Below are 20,899 nucleotides of genomic sequence, written 5' to 3' on the forward strand. Positions count from 1 at the left end.
GCCGTCGTCGACCCAAAAATCCAACCGCTTCCCGACGCCCGCGACACCACACCAGCCCAGGGGAGGTGAGCAATTACGAGTACCCGGCCGTGGTGATCCCGGTGATGACGCAGCACTACACCATGCTGGCGCGCAACCTGCTCTATACGGGCGTCACAAGAGGCAAGAGCCTCGTCGTGCTGGTTGGGCAGCGCAAGGCCATCGCCATGGCGGTTCGGAACGGCGGGCAGCGCAGGCGGTGGTCGAAGCTCCAGGAGTGGTTGCGGACGTGAGGCGCCTATCGTTCGTCGGCCGTGCCGCTCGACGTGGTGGCGCCTCTTCGCGATGGCGTCCAGGTGTTCGGCTGGATTGGAATGCTGCCCGGGATGGGTGCGTCCCATCTCCCTTGAGCAGGAGACGCTAGAGCCGGCCCGGCAGGTGCGGCAAGTTCAGGCGAAGACGGCGGCGATGCCGGAACGACTGGAACTGGCGCGTGAAATGTCGGCCGTAGGCCGAGGCTCGGACGCAGCCGAAGCAATCGTGGCCGTCGGAGGCTGCGGTGCTCGGAACTGTCCTTCTGCGGCTTGCCCATCCTTCCTGGCCGCATGTGCGCGAAGTGGGGTCGCGGCGGCGGGATGGGTGGCACAAGGCTGTCAGGGGCCATTGGCTCGGGCGTGATCGAGCAAGCCGAGAGACTTGCCGCCAGAAAGCCAATGGCCAGAAAGGTCGAACGCAGACGCGCCATGTGCGCCAGCGTGCAGCATTCTGGTGCGATGCGCTACACGAGAATGCGGGGCACGATCGACGGTCTGACCGCTCGCCCCTTGCCGCGTGCCTTGTGGCCCAGACAGGCCTCCGAGCCCTCAGGCTGCCTTCGCGGCGCGTTTGCGGGGCGCCTTCGCCGCATCGTTGGCCGGCACGGCGGCCTCGACGGACGGAGCCGGGGCAGGCGCGATTGAAGCGGTGGCCGTCGACTCGACACCCTTCCGCCCAAGGCCGATCGTCTTCGCCAGCGCCGAGCGTTTCGCCGCGTAGGCGGGCGCCACCATGGGATAATCCTTCGGCAGGCCCCACTTGGCGCGATAGTCCTCCGGTGTCATGCCGAGCCCGAACAGGTACCGCTTCATGGACTTGAACTTGCGCCCGTCCTCCAGGCTGATGATGAACTCGTCCGTGATGGACTTTTTCACTGGAACCGCGGGCACAAGCGGCGCGGTCGGAGCATCGACCGCCGGAGTGGAACCCAACTTCAGCAGCGAGTCGTGCACGCTGCGGATCAGGCTCGGCAGATCGGCCACGGGAACCGAGTTCCTGGACACATAGGCAGCTACGATCTCGGCCGTCGTGTCGATATGTGTGTGCGGCATGTCAGCGACATCGGTCATGATGTTGTCTCTGTGTCAGCTAAAGCGGCCGCATCGAGCAACGGGCCTGATCACTCTATGGTCCCACCGTTTCAAGTATGCAACACGTGTCGATGATGATGCGCGCTGATTTCTCGATATCCTCAACAATCGCTATCGGGGAAGACGACTGAACCGCATTGCCTTCGTGCACGGGCACGCGCCGGGATAGCGGAGGCGCTCATGGCGCCTTTTGCCTTCACGCCCGGGTCCTGCAGCCGGGCTGACAGCCCGCTGAGCAAGATCGCGTGACGGGCGACCCTGAACGGGTCTATGGTGCGAACGTCCGATAAGTGGGCTGCACCTGATGCAGCCCCGAGCCGCCCGACCCCGTCGAGGCGGCTTTTTGCGTTCTGACCTGCCGTCGAGCCTAAGCCGCCGCCCACCGCTCGCCTGCAGCGCTCGGGACGGTTCTGCTCGCCTCGCACAAAGGTCCCGCCATGCAGGTCAATCAGGTCCAGAACCTCCTTCTGGCAAACGCGCCGCAGGACGTACGCGCCCGAGCCCAAGCCGGCGAGGAAGCACAGCAGCGCGCCGCGGCACCTTCGGCGCCGTACACGAGCCGCATGGCCGGCCTCGCGAAGATGCTGGAGGGTGGTCTGGGCGGGCTCATGGAGGGCTCGGCCATTCAGCAGGTCATGCATGGTCGACAGGAGGCCGCGGCGGGAGGTTATGGCTGGCTGAACTCGCTGCAGCCTGGCGCGGCTGGCGCCGGAAGCGCGGCCGCTCCCCCACCGAACGCGGCGCCATCCTCCGCCCCGATGGGACAGGGCGGTATCGGCTCTGACCATGTCGCGGGGCGCGGCCCGGACGACTATCTGGGGCGGCTCGGGCAGATCGAGAGCGGCAACCGCGACGGCATCAGCAACAAAGCCTCGGGTGCCACGGGGCGCTATCAGTTCATCGGCTCGACGTGGGATCGGCTGTCCAAGCAGTATCCCGAACTCGGTCTCACCCCGGACGGGCGAACCGACCCGGCGCAGCAGCAGCGCGCCATTCAGGCCTTCACGAACGACAACGCCTCCGCCCTCGGCCGATCCGGCTTTCAGGCCACGCCGGGCAACCTGTACCTCGCTCACTTCGCTGGCGCCAACGGCGCCGCGGCGGCGCTGAAGGCAGATCCGAACACGCCGGTGGAGCAGGTCATCGGCGGTGCAGCGGTCCGGGCCAATCCGTTCCTGCACGGCAAGACGGCCGGAGACCTCGTGGCTTGGGCCAATGGCAAGATGGCCGGCGTCGACCCGAATACCACTCCCGGCTCCATCCCGTCCCCCGCGGCCGCCGCCAGCCCTTCGCCGAACGCCCACACCCCAGCCGCGGCCCGGGCGCCCGCCGTTGGCTCAGCACCGATCGGTGACGCTGTGGCGCTGGCCGCAGAGACCCGGCTTCGGACCGGTGGTGGAACGGATGCGGATCGCGCGCTGCTCGCGACCTACCGTCAACAGCAGAACACGCCGCCGGCGACCCGCGCCGCCTCGGCCGACGTTCCGGCGACGAACGCCCATCCGGTCGGTTCCGACACGCTGCCGCCCGGCATCACGCCCGACATGGTCGGCCTGGACGGAAGGCCGACCGCTGCAGCACCCGTCAGCGACGGCACTGTCAGGGGTGACCTTCTCGCCGCGGCTGCTCGGCATGGCATGACCGAGGCCAAGCCTGGACAGCCCCAGAACAGCGCGGGCGCACTGGGACAAGACATCGTAAACGGCTCGTCGGGCTCGGCTGGTCTCGCCCCTGGCGGCGCCACCAACCCGCCCGGGAGCGACGGGACCTTGCGAGGCGACCTGATGCAGGCCGCAGCGCAGCACGGCCTCAACCCCGACGCGCCGGCGCCGAACGCGACGCCGACCGGGATGCAGGGCCTGCCGCCCGGCGTCAGCCCGGCCATGTTCGCAGCGAGCCAAGGGCTCGGCGCGGACCTGCATCGGCAGGACGAGGTGCCGGCCGGAACGCAGCCGTACACCCCTGGCGCTGTCACGGCTGGAGGCGTGCCGCATCAGGTGGCTCCTGGCGGCGGCGCGCGGGCAGACAGCGGTGTGGGCGCGGGGATCGGTGGCGGCCCGAGCAACATGCCGATCCCGGGGCCGGATGCCGACCCCTCGCCCGAACTCGACCCCGAGGGCACGGGACCGCAGAATTACGACCCGAACGCCGGCCCCTCGCTGCGCGACATGCTGACGGCGGCGGTGAAGGGTCCCGACCTCGGCAAGACGCAGGCCGCCGTCGTGCCGGATCCCGTCTCGGCGAGCGCGCCCGACGCGCCGCCCTCGCCCTCGATCCTGCCGCCCGCGCGGCCCCCGAGCGGCGACGTCGCCGGCCCGGCCGCCGTGCCGGCCCCGCAAGGCGCCCTGACGCCCCCGCCCGCACCCGCGCCGCAGGACGGCAGCTTGCGAGGCGACCTCATGGCGGCGATGAGCCAGCACGACCCGGTCGGCGCGGCGCAGATCCAGGGTCGGGACGTGGCGCTCGACCCCGTCGTGCCGGATCCGCAGGGCTCGATGGTGCCGCCCGCGCCGTCCTCGCCGAACGATGCGCTGGTCGGCCCGCAGAGCGATGCCGCGGCCGGTGGCGCCGACCTCGGCATGGACGGTCCCGCGGCCGCGCCCCAGGCCGCTCTGCCGGACGTCGCTCCGATGCCCCCGCCCGGCGTGCAGAGCCTGCAGGCGCCGGCCGATGTCCAGGCGGCGGCGCAGGCCGCGGCGGTCCCCGAGCTCGACCCCGAAGCGACTGGTCCGACCGCCTATCCGTCCAATGGCGGCCCGACGCTGCGGGACCAGATCGCCGCGGCGTTCCACGGCTCGGCCGCGCCGACCGCTCCGCAGTCCGACGCCGCCGCTCCGCTCGCCCCGCAGTCCGACGCCGCCGCTCCGCTCGCCCCGCAGTCCGACGCCGCCGCTCCGCTCGCCCCCGCGGCTGGACCGGTCGACATCGACCAGGCGAAGGGACCCGCACCGGTCGCGGCGCTCGGCGCAACGCCGGATACCCCGGCGCCTGTGGCCGGCCCGGCCGCGCCTCCGACAGCAGGCGACGGCATGACCCCGAGCTCGGCCGCCCTGGTACAGGGTGCGGCGAGCTATCAGCCATCAAGCGGCAACGGTGGTCCGGGTTCGGGCGCAGCGCTCCCGACCGCGGGGCCGATGCCGCCTCAGCGGCCCATGATGCTCGCCGACGCTCTGGACGGATCGTCCGCCGGCTCGTCCGCGTCGTCTCCCCAGCCTGGGGGTGGAGGCGGCGGTGCCGACCTGTCGAAGCTCGCGATGGGGCCGCTGACGCCGCACTACATGTCCGGGCTGGCGGCGGCGCTGTCACCTCCGCCCGCGACCGCGAGCGGCGCCTCTCAGGCACGATCGCCGCTCGCCGATGCGCTCGACGCTTCGAAGCCGGCGCCGAACGCTGTCCCTGCCGGGCCCGTGCCGGCGAGCCCGGCGCTGGCGGATATGCTGTCGCCCCCAATGCAGCCGTCGACCGGCATCAATCACGACGGCGGCGGGGACACCTCGAGCCCGCAAGCCTTCATGCGCCAGGAGGCAGCGCGCGCGCAGGGCGGCGCACAGCCGAGCGGCTTCATAGGCTCGCTGAACACGATGTTCTCGCCCGGCGCGCCGTCGGCGGGGCAGGGCGGCGGGCAGACGCCCCAGCAGGGCACGCCAGCGCAGGCCCGTACCATCGCGAGCCAGATCCAGGGCGACCCGAACGCCAGCCCGGCATCACAGTCGATGGCCGGGCGAGTGATGTCGGCGACCGGAGGCCAGGGCGGGCAAGGAAGCCCGGGTGGCGGGAGTGCACCGGCCTACGTGTCCCCGGCCATGGCGCCAGCGCCGAGCAGTGCTCCGGCGGCGAGCGGTCCGGCCGGCTTCGGTGGCATGACCCCGGAGCAGCGCCAGGCCGGCCTCGCCCTGCTGACGGGGCCGAATGCCGCCTACATGGATCCCGCGGTGAAGGAGGCCATCACGGCGCGGCTGTTCGCGCAGCCGAAGGTGGAAAAGCTCGACAACGGCGACCTCTACCAGATCGACCCGACCGGAGCGTCCCCGCCGCGCCTGCTTGCTCATGGCGGCAAGTATGAGGCCACGAAGAACGGCCTCATCTACAATCAGGGCACTGGCCTCGGCGTCGATGGTCAACCGCTCGGAGGGGCCAGCACATATCGCCCCGCCACCCCGGCCGAGCGCGCCCAGTATCACGTCACCGACGATCGGCCGATGTACTTCGGCCCCGGAGGTCAGCCTGATTTCGGCCAACCTGGTGCCGCCGGGCAGGGTGAGTCGGAGGAAGCGAAGAAGGCTGGCGGCGCTGCGGCGGACAGGCGAAACGACATGCTGACGGGCGCCATGGCGGCACCGGAGAAGATCGCCCGGCTGAAGCTCCTCGGGACCGTCCTCGACAACACCCAAACGGGGCCGCTGGCTGGCGAAACCGGCACGGTCGCGTCCGTCGCCACGCGCCTCGGCGTCGCCCCGGAGCGGCTGGCCAGCATGGGCCTCGACCCGAACCAGGCGGTGAACAACGCCATCGCCAACAAGCTGGCGGGCGAGATGACCATGGGCTCGATCGGCGCCAAGAACGGCGGCATGCCGGCCTCGAACTTCTCGGTGGCGGAGCGCCAGTTCATCGAGGCGCTGTACCCGAACATCGAGAACCAGGCTGGCGGCAACCGGGCCGTGACGGACGTTCTCACGGCCGTCGAGCAGCGCAAGATGCAGGTCGCCGACGCTTGGTCGGACTACAAGGATCAGCAGGCGCAGGCTGGCAAGCCGCTGTCCTACGAGACCTTCGAGGACGGGTTCCGGCGGGCGCATTCTCAGGACAACATCTTCGCGCCCATCATCGCGAAGTACCAGGCGGGCGGGTACACCCCGACGGCGCCGACCCCGGGCGGCGTGCCGAACGCGGCAGCGGCCGGCCAGTCCCAGGGTGGCTCGCCGTCCATCGCACAGCAGCCCGCGCCGCAGCCTCAGGGGCAGGGCGGGGGCGGCTACATGCCCGGCGCACCTCGTGGTGCGCCCCCGCCGGCACAGGGCGGTGGCGGGCCGGGTATGCCGCCGCGCAATGTGGCGCCCGGCGTCACGGGGGCGCCGCAGCAACAGGGGCAGGGCGCTCCCACCCCATCCGATGCCATCGCCCAAGCACAGGCGGCCATCGCCCACGGCGCCCCGCGCGCGGCCGTGATGCAGCGGCTGCAGGGCATGGGCATCAGCACGGCAGGGCTCTGACCATGGGCATGTTCGACGATCTTATCCCGGCACAGCCCGCCACCGCGGCACCAGGTGGCGGAGCGCCTGCCACCGTGTCTGGAACCGCACCTGCGGGCGGTGGTGGCCTGTTCGATGACCTGATCCCGACTGCCGCGCCCGGCGCAACACCCGCGGCCGCGGCAGTGGCTGGGCCGCAGTCGGCCGGCGAGGCGCTCGACATGGTCGAGGGGACGGGGTCGGCAGCCTACGACACAGGGCCGGGAGATGGCCTCACGCCGTGGCAGCGGGTCAAGCAGCTTCCCGGTGCGGCCGTGGCGGCGGCGGACGGCTTCGCCAACTCCATCCCCTTCACGGATCGCCTAGCGGCCGGCGCCGCGGCGGCCACCGGCCTCGGCGGCAAGTTCGGCGACTATTCCGGCAACCTGGCGCAGCTCCGAAAGGAGGAGGGCGACGCGATGGCTGCCCATCCCGTCGCGGCCACGGTCGGGGAAGTCGCCGGTGGCGCGGCCATTCCGGTGGGCGAGGTCGGTTTCGTCGCCAAGGGCGCGAGCCTCGGCGCCAAGGCGCTCCGCGGCGGCGTCACGGGGTCGGCGATCGGTGCGGCACAGGGCGCCTCGTCGAGCTCCGACCTGACGGACGTCGGGCAGACCGCGAAGGATGCAGGGGTCGGGGCGACGATCGGTTTCGGCGCAGGCGCAATTGTCCCAGCAGCAGCTTCGGGCTATGGCGCCGTTTCGCGGCTAGTGAACCCCGACACGGTCGGCGCCATCCCAGGCGTTGCGAACACGGCCCGCGACGTGGTGCTCGGCGCGATCGACAAGGATGGGGTCGGCAACGTTCAGCGGAACGCCGCACTCTACGGTGACCCGGCCATGCCCTTCGACTACGGGACCGGGCTGCGCGGCATCGCGGAAGGGCTTGCCACCAAGGATGGCCCGGCCGCCTCGACGATCGGTGACGCCTTGGGCGCACGCCAAGCCTCCACGAACCAGCGCGTTCGCACCGGCCTGATGGACAACTTCGGGCCGGCGCAGGATCCGGCGGCCGTGAAGGCCTCGATCGACGACGTCCAGAACGCCGCCACGGTGCCGCTGTTCGCCCGGGCCGACGCGGCCGGCGTGCCGTGGTCGAGCGACGGCGACGCGCTGATGCAGCGTCCGGCGGTCGCCACCGCCATGCGCGGGGCGGCGCAGGATGCCGCCAACGCCGGCGCGCCGCTGCCCACGGTCGTGCTCGACGAGGCTGGAAACCCGGTCGCGTCGGATGCCGCCATGCAGGCCTATGACGCTGGCACGCGGCCGGCTGTGACCTCGGCGCTGGCGGACATGCTCGGGGCCGACCCGAGCCATGGGCCGCTGTCGCTCGAGGACGCGTTGATGGCGCAGCGCAAGGCCGCGTCGGACCCGCTCTATCAGTCGTACCGCTCCATGCAGGTGCCGATGACACCGGAGCTGCAGGACGTTCTGCAGCGCCCCAGCGTTCAGGCCGCTCTGCCCGCGGCGGAGCGGAAGGCGGCCGACCAGGGCCGCACGATCTACGCGAGCCCGGCGAACACCCCGGCGCCGGCGGCTGGCGCGAGCGCTGCGCGCGGCTCGGCCGATATTCCGGACCCGTTCGCCGATCTGGGCCAACCCTACACGGTGCCCCCGACGTCGGGGGCGCCATCGGTCCAGGCCAGCGCGCCGCCGCGACCGACCGGCCCGGCGCCGGTGTCGCTGGTGTCGGCGCTGCAGCGCGACGGGGGGATCCAGCCCAGCGGCGAGACGGCCGCGATGGGGCTCGACCGCTTTCCCGGCCTCGTGCGCTCCAACGGCATGTCGCTCGACCGGGCGCGCGAGATGGCGGCCGAGGCCGGATACCTCGGCGGCGACACGGCGCGCGCCATGCGCGAGACGACGCCGAACGACCTCATCGACGCGCTGGGCAATCACCCGACCTATAGCGTCCACGATGCCGACGCCGTGGCGGCGCGACAGGCCTGGGCGGACCACCAAGCCGGGCAGGGCGCGGCGACGTCGCATGACTACGCCGCCGAGGCGGTGCGGTCGCACCTGCTCGACAACGGGGTGCCGGCATCGACCATCGACCCGGCGACGCTCGACACGGCAGCCCGGTTCGTCGACCGGCACGGGATGGAGCCGGGGCACGCCTGGGAGGCCGCGGCGACGTCGGAGCCGTTCCCGGGCGACACGCCGGTGCCGCGGGGCAGTGCGGCGCCCGTATCCGCACCGGCGACGCGCCAGCTCACACCGGAGGGGCTCGACTACGTCAAGCGCGCCCTGGACGACAAGGTCGCGGCGGCACAGCGCGGCAGCGATCCCAGCCCGGACGACGCGCGCATCTACGGCGGCCTGAAGGCCGACCTCATGGGCGCCATCGAGCGCCATCCGGATCCGGCCATCGCCGATGCCTACGGGGCCGCGCGGCAGGCTTATGCGACGCCGTCACGCGAGATCGATGCGTTGCACGCCGGTCGGGCCGCGATCGGAGACGGGGTCACGCCGGAGCAGGTCGGGCGCGAGTTCGGGGCGCTCGGCACCGATGGAGAGCGGCAGCAGTACCGGAACGGGGTGTTCAACGCCCTGCGGGACAAGCTCGGCAAGGCGAGCGACACGGCCAACTTCGTCCGCACCGTGTCCGGCAGCCAGGCGCTCCGGGACAAGTTCGCCGCAGTCGCGCCGCATCCCGAAGCGCTCGGCCGCTTCAACGCCGCCATGGATGGCGCGCGGCAGACGTTCACGGAAGCGCAGCGGCCCACGCCCCAGGCTTGGCGAGCCACGCTCGACCGCCTCGACGCACGGGCGGCCAAGGGCGATGCGGGCGCCGCGTCGGCGCGCGACGCCCTGGCGACGCACCTCGGGGTGAACCTCGACTTGGCCCGGGCGCGCGGGATCCATCAGGACTACAAGGGCCTGAAAGACGCCGTCGACTACGGGCGCGGCAGCCTCGCGGGGGGTGGCGATCCCGTGTGGCCTGCCGGCTTTGCGGAGCGCTACGCCGCGATGACACCGGCCGAGCAGGCGGCGGTGCGGACCGGGCAGCGAAGCCTCATGGAGGAGGCCGTCGGGACCAAGCCGAACGATCAGCTCGCCATCAAGGGCCTGTTCCAGACGGGGAACACGCCAGGCTATACGGCACCAGGCGTCGAGCCGGGCGCGCCGGACCTGTCGGGGTGGAATGCCCAGAAGCTGGCCGCGTCCTACGGACACGAGCCTGTGGCGCGGATGCAGGAGATGCTGAACGCCAATGACGCCTTCAACTCGACCTTCAACGGGGTCGTGAACAACTCGAAGACGGCGCGGCGGCAGGCGATGACGGAGGCGCTAGCCGACGCGGAATGGAAGCCCCACGACCTGATGAAGGAAGGCCACGGCGACGATACGGCGCTCGGCCTCATCCGCTCCATCATGGCGAAGGGCGTCAACGCCGTCGGGCACGTCTTTCAGAACGCGCCTTCGAACGCGGTCCGGGATGCCGATCTGGCGCGCATCGGCACCCTGCAGGGCCCCGAGCGCGACGCCATGATGGGCCAGTTCTACGACCGCCTGCCGGCCTATCAGGGCCGCGAGGCTATGGCGAAGGCGACCGAGGACCGCGCCTTGATGCTCGCCTCCATGTTGGCCGGCGGCGGCGGCATGGCCGCGATGGACCCGGTGGCGCGAACGCGGATGCTGGCCGAACAGCTCGAGGGCCGGCGACGTCAGTGACGGCGAGCGCGGGCAGCGTCGATGGCGAAGGCGGCGGCGATCCCGGCACACCCGACGCCGATGCCGAGTGCCACGAAGACCGGGAAGGGCAAGGTTCGGCTCGCCATGCCCAGCAGCGTCGACATGGTGCTGAGCGTGCCGACCAAAAGCAGCCACCGCGTCACGGTCTGCCACTGGATGTCGAACTCCTCGATGGGGAGGTTCGCGCCGCGCTTCACCCGCCAGTTCCGCCACCAGATCGGCAGAAGAAACAGCCCGCCGAGCCCCCACACGCCGAGCGAAACCCACAGCATGTTGTCGAGGGGGATGGCGGCCACGGGTCGATCTCGGCGGAGCGGGTTTCGCCGATCCTGCCGCAGCTCGGTCACCACAGCAACCACGAGAGAGGGAACACGATGACGGACACCACCACAGCCACGCCGGAAAATGTCGCCCTCGTCGACCACGCCGACCGGATCCTCGAAGTGCTGCGCCATCGCGACCCGACCGAGGCCGATGCCCAGGCCTGCAGCATGTTCATCGCCAGCCTGAGGATGCTGGAGGAGGTGCGCGGCGTCGAAGCCGTCGCGGCCTTGCTGGGCAAGGTCGGACCGATCATGGCCGGGCACTTTCCGGGCGGCCCCGTGGTAGCGGCTCCTGCCGTGCCACCCGAGCCGGTCGCGCTTCCTCCTTCGCCCTCGCCCACGCCGTCGCACGCGGACCTGGTCGCGAACGGTATCGCCTACCTGCGCAACCTGCCGCTGGGCGCCGCCATGGCGGAGGCGAACGCTGCGATGGAGATCGGCGGCACGTTCCTGCACCAGGCGTTCGGCGAGTTGGCCAAGCCTGACGCTGAAGCATGCGATGTCGTCGAGGCTCGCCCCGCACCGAAGGCGTCGCGCGCCCCCCAACCTGCACCCGTGACCCCGGACCCTGACGCCCTCGCCGTGACGCTGCTCGACAACCTGCGCGGCACAGCGCCGGACCGGGCGCACGAGGAAGCCCGGGCGGCGATCGTCGGCGCCGCAGCCTACCTCATTGAGGCGCGCGGGCCGGCCTACACGGCGGCCGTGGTCGACGGACTGCTGATCAACGCGCGGCGCCATATCGAGGTGTGGGGCGCCAGCCCGCGGCCGGATGGCACGTCGCTGCACTGAGCTCCGGCGCGGTCGAGCCGGGATGCAGCCATGCGCCTGACCCGGTGCCGCCCCTCGCACAGATCACGCATACCCGGAGGGCGCCTTCGGGCGCATGCCCTTCGTGGGCGTTTCCTCCCTAGACTTGGGCCGCTCGCCGAAAGGCTGAGCGGCCTCTTTCGTTCCGGGCCGACCGACCCGCGCCCTCACGCGGCGCCGACGCCGTGCACCGCCACGAGCCCGCGCTCGACGCGCCACATCCCGCCACCGAGCGGTTGCAGTCCGGCCTGAGGAGGCTTTGACCATGTACGACCTGATCACCGCCCCGGCTGGGGCGGTCGCACCCGTTTGCGCGGCGTTCACCCGCGCCCCATCGGTCGATCCGTCCGGCCGGGTCGAGGCTCTTCCTGGACACCCGGTACCGAACCTGGGCGACGTCGATCCGGACGCGCTGCTTGGCTCCAGCGCGATCCCGCCCGAGGGCGAAGCCGACCACAACGGCGACGCGCGGGAAAGGCCGGATTTCCCTCATGGCGGGATGTCCGATAATTCCTGTTCCTGGACACCCGATCGGGCCGACGCAGGCGCGCCTCTGCCGGTCATTATCGGACACTCGGCTGGCGCGTCCGAGCTGCCAGCCGAACCCGCCTCCGACCCGCTCGACGACATGGCGGCCGAGTTCGCCGCTGCCTCGAAGTCGGAGGCGACGCGCCGCGCCTACCGGTCCGACCTCCGCAACTTCGGCGCGTGGTGCAAGGCCGACGGGGCGTGCGGGTTACCGGCGACGCCCCGCACGGTCACCCGGTACGTCACCCACCTCGCCGGGCTCGGCCGCTCGGTCTCGACCATCGATCGGCGCGCGGCCGCGATCTCCTACGCGCACCGCCTTGCCGGCCTCGACGCGCCGTCGGCGACGGAGGAGGTGCGCGCCGTCCTGACCGGCATCCGCAACACGATCGGCCGCCGGCCGATGAAGAAGAAAGCCCTCACGGCCGACCTTGTCGGGAAGGTGGTCAAGAAGATCCCGAGCGACCTCGCTGGCCTGCGCGACCGCGCCATGATCCTACTGTGCTTCGGCGCGGCGCTTCGCCGGTCGGAGCTCGTCGCGCTCGACGTCGCCAACCTGGAGCCGCACCGGCGCGGGCTTCTCGTCCGCCTCGGCCGGTCGAAGACCGATCAGGCCGGCGAGGGGCGCTCGGTCGCCGTGCCGAACGGGAAGCTGAAGGCACCCGATGCCGTCGCGGCCTGGCTCGCCGCGTCGGGCATCACGGCGGGCCCGCTGTTCCGCGGCTGCGACCGCGGGAAGCTGTCGGCCGAGCGGCTGTCCGACCGCCAGTTCGCCCGCGTTCTGAAGAAGCGCTGCGCCGCGATTGGGCTCGATCCGGACCTGATCGGCGGTCACAGCCCCAGGCGCGGTTTCGCGACCTCGGCCGGTGACGCCGGCGCCGACCTCCGCCACACCGCCCGCCACATGCGCCACGCGAAGCTCGAAACGACGCTGGGCTACATGGAGGACGGGGATCTCTTCCGCGAGAGCGCGGGAAAGGGGTTCATGTAGGCCGACGCGCCTGGGCTTCACGACGAGGGGCTCGGCGGCGTGATGACGGGGGAGCGGCTGCGGCAGCTGCTGGGGCGGAAGCCGGCCGAAAAGGCTGAGGTCAGCGGAAAGGTCGCCTCCGATGGGGTCGGAAAACGGGACATGGGGCCGGCCTCCTTGCCGCCGACATCGGCCGGCACATCCACCCGGGGCGCGGGGTGTTCGGCCCACGCCGAGTTTCGCGACCAGTACGCGCGCGCGGGCGCGAGGGCCGGGCGCTGCTGAGCGCGGTGGCAGGAATTCTCGGACCAGTACGCGCGCACGCGCGAGGGCGGCCACGCGTTTCGACCGTTTCACCTTGACCGGGCATTGACGGATTAGACCCTGCCACAGAGGGAAAACAGTCATCCTCGTCAAGGAGGATCGCGCACTCGGCGGCTTCATCACAACTCAGGCAACGCCACTCATTCAGCCTGACGGAGCCCTGACGAGATCGCGGGCTCGACGGAGGCGCAGGGCGGTCTCTGTCGAGGCCTCGGCAGCCCCACAGCGCATTGAGAACAAGGGCGCTGAATGACCCTCCGCCCCGCTGAGAACAGCGCGGAACAGCGGGAGCGGCCCAACCGACCGCGCCTGAGAACAGGCCGGATCAGGGCCGGTGTGAGGCCTCTCACGTTGACCGGACCTTGACGGATCGGAGCGTCCGCAAGAGGGAAAACGCCGGTCTTCGTCAACGGAGGCGGCCCGTTTCGCCACCAGTACGCGCACGCGCGCGACCTCACCCCGGCCGGCCTCGCCTCCTCGTCTCGACCACGATCCCGGCCGGGCGGTCCTGCTCGCGCAGCGCAGCGCGCGGGTTGGCGAGGCCCTGGCGCCCGACCGATGCCGGCGCTGGTGCGGCTCCGGCCCTGATCGCGGCCAAGCCATCAAGGCGCCGACCAATCCCGTCGAGCCATCGCCGGAGCGCAATCGGGTCGGCCGTAGCGCCGGGCGGCGGCCGACGCACGTCGTCGGCGATGGTGCGCAGCACGGCGCGGGCCTCAGGCGGCAGGGGCAGGGCGGTGATGTCCAGGGCGAGGCTCCAACGGTGGGCGGCACGCATCCTGACATCTCGCGCATCATGACACGATGAGGCGGAGCGGCCGGTGAGCGCGTCGTGCAGCCCTGAATATCCCATCTTGCGATGATGCATATCCCGCCGGCCCCGTCCCCTGGTAGGATGGCCGCCATGAACCCGAGCGAAGCGGACAGGCCGCCTCACGTCCGCACCCGGCTTAAGCAGGCGCCGAAGCTCCGGGACCTCTACTGGTGCGACCTCCCGCGCGACGCGCAGCTCCCGGAGTTCTGGAAGCGTCGGCCGGTGATCGTGATCGCGGGCGACGGGACGCTGTCGGGCGCCGTTCAGGTCGTGCCGTGCTCGTCCCAGCCTCAGGGTGCGAACCGCTGGGCGCACCAGCTCGTGACCACGATCGACGGCGTAGGGCCGAGTTGGGCCGTCTGCGACAAGGTCGGGACGGTCGCGGTCAGCCGCCTCTCAATCGATGCGAACCACAGCCGGCCGCGGCGCCTGACGCAGGAGGAATTCACGGCCGTGCTGGGCCTTGTGCTGGCGCGCCTGCCGAGGCTCCAGGCGCCTTCGCTGTTGCCGGACCTGACCGCGGTGGCGGAGGTCGAGCCCATGGTCCGTCTTGCCGCGGAGTAGGGATTCGCCTATCTTGGAACCACTCGCGGCCCGCATCAGCGGCGTCCGTCTTCCCGAGAGGGGAACGCAGGGCACTCCTCATGGGGTGCCTTTCGCGTTTCAGAGGCATTCAGTGTAGACGATGTAACAACTGCTCACGACGTTCTTCGCTGAACATCCGGATACTCTCCCTCATCCGTTGAACGATGATGGGAAAATCTGAGCGGGTAGCTGCCCATGTCAGGTCTGATGACCATGTCGGATTTCTTCTGGACCAAGCCTGAAACCCCTCGAAGTCGTTTTGCTCTATGAGAGCCTTGTGATTGAGGAGTATCGCTGAAATCCGATCAGGCACGCGACACTTGTAGCGCTTCAGAGCGGTAGCTTCGAGCTGGCAGATAAGAGGAATGCAATCCAGCATATCCGCATCTACTACTTCACGTGCCATAGCAAGGAAGACAGCAGATCCTTCTACTTTTCCCTTCTTAGCAAGTTCCAGTAACTCTCCAGAACTCATAGCCATAGCCACCTCCTGAAAGCTTCGTAGGGGTTTTCAGCAGTGCGCGAGTTGCAGGTGGTCGGCCTCGGCGCTGTTGCAGTTGGACGCCGTCGGGCGCTCCTGCTGCACGAGCGATCGCATGTCCTCTGCAACGATCTCCACCAGGCCGACGCCGGGGAAGTCGGCGACAAGCCTGAGATGGCCGCCAACGGCCTCGACATAGTCCCGCATGGTCGAGACGAGGCAGTCGCCCCGGCGCTCCAGGCGTGAGACACAATCCTGCCCAATGCCCATCGTCTCGGCGACGGCCTTCTGCGACAAGCCCTGGTCGGTGCGCAGCCTGCGCAGGACCTTCTCCTTCAGGATGAGCTCGCGAGCCTCCTTCTCGATCGCCTCGCGGCGAACAGCGGGAAGACGGGCGAGCATCTCGGCACGGGTCTTCATGGCTCGAACTTCCTACTTTGCTACTGGCATACGTGGCGTGACATGCGCCGAAAATCTCGCATCGGCCACTCGGATCAGGTCCTTGTAGAACCGTTTCTGGTTAGCCCCTTCCTTGTTCCCCCCGCACAGGACGATGGCCTGTCGCTGGGGGTCCCAAGCGTATGCGAACCTCCACACCCCATCCCTCTGGAACCGCAGTTCCTTCATGTTGGGGTAGCTGGACCCATTCAGGGTGTCGGCATACGGCCGCCCAAGGCCTGGGCCGAACTCCTCGAGCATCGCGGTCCGGGCCAGGAGTTGATCCTGGACCGCTTCCGGGAGCTTGTCGAAGTCGGCCTCGAAGGCCTCGTCGAAGAGAACCGTGAATGGCATACGCCTTCAATGCACCGATCCGAATATGGTTTCAAGACCATATTATCGGAAGTGAACCGGCGGCCTCCAGCGCTGGGCAATCCGTCACAGCGGCATCTCCATCTGTCCGGCTTCCCGCGCCCTCCGCACCTCGACGCGGACACCGCGGCCCTTCCGGTCCATGACGACCCGCGGGCGGGGCAGGGTGCTCGATCCTGATGTAGGCGAGCCGGACACCGGGGGTGAGAGCGGTCCCGTCGACCCGCCCGTCGTCGGTGTGAACACAGCACCCGCCGACCGGAACACCGCCTCGGCGCGCTCCAGCGCCGACAGCGCGCGCGGGGGGGACGACAGAGCCGGCATCGGGGCCGACGTCCGCGTGGTCGCCGGGGGTAACGTCGGGAGCGCGATCGGCATGTCCCGCACCCTCTCCAGCGCGCGGGCGGTGCGTCCCAGGAAGTGAACCACCTCGGCCGGGTCGCCGATGAGCGCTCGCGGCACGTTGCGGAGCTGTTGCGCGATGGCGGACAGGTCGCGCCGCGTGTCGGCTGGCAGGAGCGCCGTCGGGATCGTTGGCACACGCCGCGGGGACGGGGCGCCGACAGGCGAGACAGGCTTCGGCGCTGTCTCGGGAGCCCGACCCCGCAAACGCCCGCCAGCGAGTCCCGCAGCGCCGCGGTGGGGTGGCCTAGGTCCCATGGGCGACCGCCTTCAACACGCGCGACACCTGCATCGGCGACCACCGCTCGGCGCCGCGGCTGGTCGGGATCCCGCGCTCGGTCAGTGCCGCGGCGAGCTGCGCGAGGCTGCTGACGCCCTCGGCCTGCAGGCCGGCGATGATCGGAGCGACGTCGGCGGCGCGTGCAGTTGATCGTGCCGTCTGGACTGCGCGACCCATCGCGCGCTGCTCGGCGGTGAGCACCACGCCGCGGCTGCCACCGAGTTTCGTCCCGCGAGCCTTGGCGGCGGCGAGCGCCTTGCGGGTCCGGTCCCCGATCATCCCAGCTTCCAGTTCGGCGACGGCGGCCATCTGCTGCAGCATGAACCGGCCCGTCGGCCCCTCGATCTGCGGCAGGTCGGCGAAGCGGACGTCCACGCCGGCGTCGAGCAGCTTGTGCAGGAAGCCCGACGATCGGGTGAGGCGGGACACGTTCGCGACCACCAGCGCCGCGCGATGCAGCCGGGCGCTGGCCAGGGCCTTGGCGAGCTCGGGGCGATCGCTGTTGCGACCGCTCTCGACCTCGACGAACTCGCCGACCACGCGCCAGTCGCCACCGTTGAGGTAGCCCTTCACGGCGACGCGCTGGGCGTCGAGGCCCAGGCCGGATGCGCCCTGCTTGGCGGTCGACACGCGGTAATAGGTGACGAACGACCCGGCCGGCATGTTGATAACATCCTCGTCAACGAGCGTTGGCAAGGACGTTATGGGCTGATCCGAGGTGACCGGCAAGGCGCTCGGGGTGGGATCTTCGGCCGGAGCGGGCCCTTCCCTTTCTCCACCGGCGAGGTCGAGGGGGGCGGTAGTCTGCACCCCCTCCCCTTCCGGCTCGGCGGTGTAGGGTTCCGTCAAACTCGCATCAGACCCGGCGTGCGCCGTGGGTTGGTGCTGCTCGGCCTGCGCGGCCTTGATGCGCGCCGCCATGCCCCGGATTGCCCCCGCCACCTGGCGCGCCGACATGGCTACCAGCGACGAAGGATGGCGCGCCAGCACGTCGAGCCGCTCCAGGTCGGCGGACGTCGGCTCGGCCTTGGCCTCGATCGCGTCGACCTCGTCGAACGCGTCGCCCTCGCTGGGCCACGGCGGCGGAACGTGGAAGCTCATACCAGCACCTGCTGATCGGTCGCCATGTGGCGCGTGATGGGGCCGGGCCGCCGCCGGCTCGCAACCGGCTGAGATGTCAGCCGGTCAAGCCGTCGAGGGTCATCATGTTGGAAAACGTCTGCGCGTGGATGGCCGTCCTGCTCGGCCTCGCCGCTGCGGTGCTGTGGCTTCGAGCGAGCCGGATCCGGGTACCGCCCTTTCCGGGGGTCGGCCTGGACAGCAGCCCGGAGGTGTTCGAGCCCGTGCGGCAGGCGCTCGCGAAGGGCGCCGACCTGAACGCGCGGGCCGCGGCTGTGACTGCCGCTGCAGTCGTTCTGCAAGCCTTGTCGCTCGGGCTGCACCAGGTCGGCCGGTAGCGCCGCGGCCATCACCGGGCAGGCTCCTCGGCCGGCGCAGTCCCGACCTCCCGGCGAAGGACCGCCAGAAGCGCCGCAAGCTCGTCGTCCGCCAGACGCATCATCCCCGGGTGCGAGCCCTTCGCCCGGCGTGCCGTCTCGCGCTCCAGGAGGGCTAAGGTCGAGCGCAAGGGGGTGAGGTTCGGCTGAGGCTGGTGCCTCGTCATGGCGTCACCTCTGGTGCATCGCCTGTTCGACCGGCAGACCGCCACCCATCGGTTCGCGCGGAGACCAAAGCGCGACAGATGCCGGCGACTAAGTCGTTCGGAGGTCCGGCTTCCCTTTCTAGCCAGTGGGCCGCGCATTTTTGGACCTCGACCCAGTCGATGAATACCAAATTGTCGTCTGGGTTGACCGTCACGACAGGGTTTTTTTGATCGAGCGAGTTGGGGCCGTAGATCCTGAGAAGAGGTCCTTGATCCGGTCTATACCGGAATATATCAAAACCCGCGAAATTCACTCTTTTCTGGATGGAAGGTGTTTGATGAGGCGTTGGTGTGAAAAGATCGAGCAATGGATCCTTGCCCCACGCGACGCCGCCGGTGACCGCCAAGGTTGATGCGACCGCCACGCGTTTCAGCAGATTGGCCTTCTGTCGGCACGCACGTTGCCCCATGTTTCTCGTCATCGTCCTGTCCTTTCCCGTTGGATCCCGGCCCAACCGATCAGCGCGGCCTCGGCCCGGTCGTGGTCGCACGCCCGGGCGAAGCGTTCGGCGTGCGCGGGCCAGCGTTCGATGGCGCGGGAGCGGGCTACGCCCTTCATCCCTTGCCCGGCCGGGATGCCGGCGGCGCGTTTCCACGTGGCCGGCGTGATGGTGCGGAAGGGCACGGCGCAGCACGCCAGCACGGCCTCGACGGTGGCCTTGCTGCCGCCGAACGCGAACGCGCCGGCCGGGCGGTCACCGGCTCGGGGGCCGATGTGCTCGACCCAGGCGCGCGCTGGGCTCCAGCGGCGCACGATGCTGGCGAGGAGATGCGGGCTGATCTCCGGGCGGCAGGCCGGGCCGCTCGGCAGCGTCGGCAGGTCGACCACGTCGAGGAGGTCGCCCGTCTCGTCGAGCAGCGCCGCAGCGCCGTGCGCCCCGATGTCGACGGCGAGGATGCGGCGCGCCCTATCGGCCTCGGCGAGGTCGAGGAGGTCCGGCGGCAGCGCAGCGCCGCCGGTGCTGGCCTGGGGAACGAGGTCGAGCGCGGTCATGCGGCCTCCCCCTCGACCTCGGCCGCGTCGCCGGTCGTCAATCCATCGCTCTGGCGGCCGCCCTTCGGCCGCGACCTCCTCGCCCTTAGGATGACCGCCACCATGGCGCGCCAGAGCACGAGGTTCTTGGTCGCCGCGAGCGTCTTCGCCTCGACGTAGCCTTTGGCAGCGAGGGCCCGCATGCCGGCCGTGATGCGCTCGGCGTCGACCTCGCCGGACAGGTCCGGATCGCACAGCAGGGCTTCGGCGGCGCGTATGTGGTCGGCCGAGATCGGGGCAAGATCAGCCTTCGCCAGCACCTCCAGAACCTGGCGCGCCCGCATCGCGCCGCGCTTGTCGACGACGCGGCGGATCGCGTTGAGGGCCACCGTCTGGCCCGGCCGGTAGGCCGAGCGTGGCGGCGGGAAGGCTACGAGGTCGACGCCGGCCGCGCGGCACACGCGGTCGATCGTCAGCGCGTCCTCGTCACCGGCCAGCACGGCGGCGTGGTGCACCTGCGTGATGGTGGTCGGGAGCCGGTCGGTAGCGTGGCTGATGAAGGCGCGGGCCCGGTCGACGGCCTCGGGGGCGATCACCACCAGCACGGGGATCAGCGGAACGCCGCCGTGCGACGCAGCGCCGGCGGCTGTGTGCTGGCCGTCCAGCACGTGCAATCGGCCATCCACCCGGGCGCAGATCGGCGCTTTGAACTTGCGCCAGTCCCAGCCCGACGCGATGCGCCGGATCAACGCGAGGCTCTTGGGGCTGAGGTCGCGCTGGTAGCTCTCGTCGACCAGGAGCTCGGTCGGCGCCACGAGTTCCCACACGGGAGCCACCTGGGCAGCGAGGTCAGCCGGCTCGACGCCGTCCAGGTCAACCGGTTGGATCGGCCGCATGCTGGCGAGGTCGGGCGCGGTCGAGGGCGCTCGCGAGGTGTCGAGCCTCGGCTCGACACGGGCCGGTGCCAGGTCGGCGACCTCGGCGGGCGCCGCCGGCTCGAACACGGCGAGCACGTTGCGGCCCGGATCCTGCCAGCTCGCTACATCGGGGAAGCTCACCGTCAGCTCGCGCTCGGCCGCCCACATCTCGATCTCGATGCGACCCTGCTCGACCACTTCGGCGAGCGGATGAGCCACCATCGCGGCGGCTCGGCGCGCAGCATCGCGGTAGAAGGTCGGATGGAACATCGTCCCGAGCCACTCCCGCGGCGGCCGGTGCCAGTTCCCGCCGGGCGGCCCTCGCCGGGCAACCTCCTTCACGGCGAGCGGTGCGGTGGTGACCCGCCAGCCTCGCGCCTCGGCGAAATCGGCCGCGAGGCGGTGCTGGTGGGCGGCGACAGCGCGTTGGTGGGCGGCCGTCTCGGCTTCGCGCTCCCGGCGCGCGTCGGCGCTCTCGCGCGGCCCGGCCTTGGGCGCACCTTCGTCGAGCAGGCGGCGCAGCCGAGCGGCGACCTGCTCGGGCGTACCGCTGAGCCGAGCCGCGGCCGCGGCGATCTCGACGGTGATGTTGTTGCGGGGGATATTCAGTGTCACGGCGTGTCGCGCTCCAGGACCGGGATGGGCGTGGCGAGGCAAGAGCCCGCAGCGGGAATC

At 70.7% G+C, this 20,899-nt stretch carries 17 protein-coding genes and 1 pseudogene; 7 read left to right on the forward strand and 11 right to left on the reverse strand.

What is annotated here, in order from left to right; all coding sequences use genetic code 11:
• Positions 1-74: 74 nt before the first annotated feature.
• Positions 75-272, forward strand: a pseudogene (locus D3273_RS23360) (ATP-binding domain-containing protein); the annotation flags it as partial.
• 570 nt (positions 273-842) lie between these two features.
• On the opposite strand, the gene D3273_RS23365 reads toward D3273_RS23360, so the two are convergent.
• Positions 843-1,364 (reverse strand): Ros/MucR family transcriptional regulator, encoded by a 522-nt coding sequence (locus D3273_RS23365; RefSeq protein WP_129229309.1) that lies wholly within the window; start codon positions 1,362-1,364, stop codon positions 843-845.
• A 458-nt stretch (positions 1,365-1,822) separates the two neighbouring features.
• Here D3273_RS23365 and D3273_RS23370 point away from each other — a divergent pair, with 458 nt between their 5' ends.
• Positions 1,823-6,595 (forward strand): hypothetical protein, encoded by a 4,773-nt coding sequence (locus D3273_RS23370; protein ID WP_129229310.1) that lies wholly within the window; start codon positions 1,823-1,825, stop codon positions 6,593-6,595.
• Between the two features lie 164 nt (positions 6,596-6,759).
• Positions 6,760-10,284, forward strand: a complete 3,525-nt coding sequence (locus D3273_RS23375; protein ID WP_129229311.1) for a hypothetical protein — start codon at positions 6,760-6,762, stop codon at positions 10,282-10,284.
• Here the strand turns inward: D3273_RS23375 and D3273_RS23380 are convergent.
• Positions 10,278-10,601, reverse strand: a complete 324-nt coding sequence (locus D3273_RS23380; RefSeq protein WP_129229312.1) for a hypothetical protein — start codon at positions 10,599-10,601, stop codon at positions 10,278-10,280. The genes D3273_RS23375 and D3273_RS23380 overlap by 7 nt on opposite strands.
• Positions 10,602-10,679: 78 nt before the next feature.
• On the opposite strand from D3273_RS23380, the gene D3273_RS23385 reads away from it, so the two are divergent.
• Together D3273_RS23385 and D3273_RS23390 are read left to right on the forward strand one after the other, a co-directional pair.
• Complete coding sequence (locus tag D3273_RS23385; protein ID WP_129229313.1) at positions 10,680-11,420, forward strand: hypothetical protein; 741 nt, start codon at positions 10,680-10,682, stop codon at positions 11,418-11,420.
• Between the two features lie 646 nt (positions 11,421-12,066).
• A complete protein-coding gene (locus D3273_RS23390) occupies positions 12,067-12,957 on the forward strand; it encodes a site-specific integrase (RefSeq protein WP_165359636.1) in 891 nt (296 codons plus the stop codon).
• Positions 12,958-13,714: 757 nt separating this feature from the next.
• On the opposite strand, the gene D3273_RS23395 is transcribed toward D3273_RS23390, so the two are convergent.
• The gene (locus D3273_RS23395) at positions 13,715-14,038 is read right to left on the reverse strand and encodes a hypothetical protein (protein ID WP_129229315.1); all 324 of its coding nucleotides are present in this window, start codon (positions 14,036-14,038) and stop codon (positions 13,715-13,717) included.
• 126 nt (positions 14,039-14,164) lie between these two features.
• Here D3273_RS23395 and D3273_RS23400 point away from each other — a divergent pair, with 126 nt between their 5' ends.
• Positions 14,165-14,638 (forward strand): type II toxin-antitoxin system PemK/MazF family toxin, encoded by a 474-nt coding sequence (locus D3273_RS23400; RefSeq protein WP_129229316.1) that lies wholly within the window; start codon positions 14,165-14,167, stop codon positions 14,636-14,638.
• A 109-nt stretch (positions 14,639-14,747) separates the two neighbouring features.
• On the opposite strand, the gene D3273_RS23405 is transcribed toward D3273_RS23400, so the two are convergent.
• The 5 genes from D3273_RS23405 to D3273_RS29875 all read right to left on the reverse strand — a co-directional run bounded on the left by D3273_RS23405 (position 14,748) and on the right by D3273_RS29875 (position 17,733).
• On the reverse strand, positions 14,748-15,140 hold the full coding sequence (locus tag D3273_RS23405) for a hypothetical protein (RefSeq protein ID WP_129229317.1): 393 nt from the start codon (positions 15,138-15,140) through the stop codon (positions 14,748-14,750).
• A 30-nt stretch (positions 15,141-15,170) separates the two neighbouring features.
• Entirely contained in the window at positions 15,171-15,560 is a 390-nt protein-coding gene (locus D3273_RS23410) for a helix-turn-helix domain-containing protein (RefSeq protein ID WP_129229318.1), read from the reverse strand.
• 12 nt (positions 15,561-15,572) lie between these two features.
• Positions 15,573-15,932 (reverse strand): type II toxin-antitoxin system RelE/ParE family toxin, encoded by a 360-nt coding sequence (locus D3273_RS23415; RefSeq protein WP_129229319.1) that lies wholly within the window; start codon positions 15,930-15,932, stop codon positions 15,573-15,575.
• Between the two features lie 84 nt (positions 15,933-16,016).
• The gene (locus D3273_RS23420; protein ID WP_129229320.1) at positions 16,017-16,490 is read right to left on the reverse strand and encodes a hypothetical protein; all 474 of its coding nucleotides are present in this window, start codon (positions 16,488-16,490) and stop codon (positions 16,017-16,019) included.
• A 109-nt stretch (positions 16,491-16,599) separates the two neighbouring features.
• The gene (locus D3273_RS29875) at positions 16,600-17,733 is read right to left on the reverse strand and encodes a recombinase family protein (protein WP_342634284.1); all 1,134 of its coding nucleotides are present in this window, start codon (positions 17,731-17,733) and stop codon (positions 16,600-16,602) included.
• Between the two features lie 104 nt (positions 17,734-17,837).
• Between D3273_RS29875 and D3273_RS23430 the strand changes: the two genes are divergently transcribed.
• On the forward strand, positions 17,838-18,089 hold the full coding sequence (locus D3273_RS23430; protein WP_129229321.1) for a hypothetical protein: 252 nt from the start codon (positions 17,838-17,840) through the stop codon (positions 18,087-18,089).
• 202 nt (positions 18,090-18,291) lie between these two features.
• Here the strand turns inward: D3273_RS23430 and D3273_RS23435 are convergent, their stop codons facing one another.
• From D3273_RS23435 to D3273_RS23445, 3 genes are read right to left on the reverse strand one after another with little or no spacing between them, the layout of a single operon-like run.
• A complete protein-coding gene (locus D3273_RS23435; protein WP_129229322.1) occupies positions 18,292-18,756 on the reverse strand; it encodes a hypothetical protein in 465 nt (154 codons plus the stop codon).
• Positions 18,753-19,328 (reverse strand): RuvC family protein, encoded by a 576-nt coding sequence (locus tag D3273_RS23440; protein WP_129229323.1) that lies wholly within the window; start codon positions 19,326-19,328, stop codon positions 18,753-18,755. Before D3273_RS23440 ends, D3273_RS23435 begins: the two co-directional genes overlap by 4 nt.
• Positions 19,325-20,839 carry a DUF6551 family protein gene (locus D3273_RS23445; protein ID WP_129229324.1) on the reverse strand — a complete coding sequence of 505 codons (1,515 nt, stop codon included), beginning with the start codon at positions 20,837-20,839 and terminating at the stop codon, positions 19,325-19,327. The genes D3273_RS23440 and D3273_RS23445 overlap by 4 nt, the downstream gene beginning before the upstream one ends.
• Positions 20,840-20,899 lie beyond the last annotated feature (60 nt).

The organism is Lichenibacterium minor (assembly GCF_004137685.1).
Taxonomy (GTDB): Bacteria; Pseudomonadota; Alphaproteobacteria; order Rhizobiales; family Beijerinckiaceae; genus Lichenihabitans; species Lichenihabitans minor.

Coding starts and splice junctions, on each gene's coding strand:
- D3273_RS23370 (WP_129229310.1), top strand. CDS start 1,823: ATGCAGGTCAATCAGGTCCAGAACCTCCTTCTGGCAAACGCGCCGCAG.
- D3273_RS29875 (WP_342634284.1), bottom strand. CDS start 17,733: ATGAGCTTCCACGTTCCGCCGCCGTGGCCCAGCGAGGGCGACGCGTTC.
- D3273_RS23415 (WP_129229319.1), bottom strand. CDS start 15,932: ATGCCATTCACGGTTCTCTTCGACGAGGCCTTCGAGGCCGACTTCGAC.
- D3273_RS23400 (WP_129229316.1), top strand. CDS start 14,165: ATGAACCCGAGCGAAGCGGACAGGCCGCCTCACGTCCGCACCCGGCTT.
- D3273_RS23440 (WP_129229323.1), bottom strand. CDS start 19,328: ATGACCGCGCTCGACCTCGTTCCCCAGGCCAGCACCGGCGGCGCTGCG.
- D3273_RS23365 (WP_129229309.1), bottom strand. CDS start 1,364: ATGACCGATGTCGCTGACATGCCGCACACACATATCGACACGACGGCC.
- D3273_RS23405 (WP_129229317.1), bottom strand. CDS start 15,140: ATGGCTATGAGTTCTGGAGAGTTACTGGAACTTGCTAAGAAGGGAAAA.
- D3273_RS23430 (WP_129229321.1), top strand. CDS start 17,838: ATGTTGGAAAACGTCTGCGCGTGGATGGCCGTCCTGCTCGGCCTCGCC.
- D3273_RS23385 (WP_129229313.1), top strand. CDS start 10,680: ATGACGGACACCACCACAGCCACGCCGGAAAATGTCGCCCTCGTCGAC.
- D3273_RS23390 (WP_165359636.1), top strand. CDS start 12,067: ATGGCGGCCGAGTTCGCCGCTGCCTCGAAGTCGGAGGCGACGCGCCGC.
- D3273_RS23410 (WP_129229318.1), bottom strand. CDS start 15,560: ATGAAGACCCGTGCCGAGATGCTCGCCCGTCTTCCCGCTGTTCGCCGC.
- D3273_RS23395 (WP_129229315.1), bottom strand. CDS start 14,038: ATGCGTGCCGCCCACCGTTGGAGCCTCGCCCTGGACATCACCGCCCTG.
- D3273_RS23435 (WP_129229322.1), bottom strand. CDS start 18,756: ATGACGAGAAACATGGGGCAACGTGCGTGCCGACAGAAGGCCAATCTG.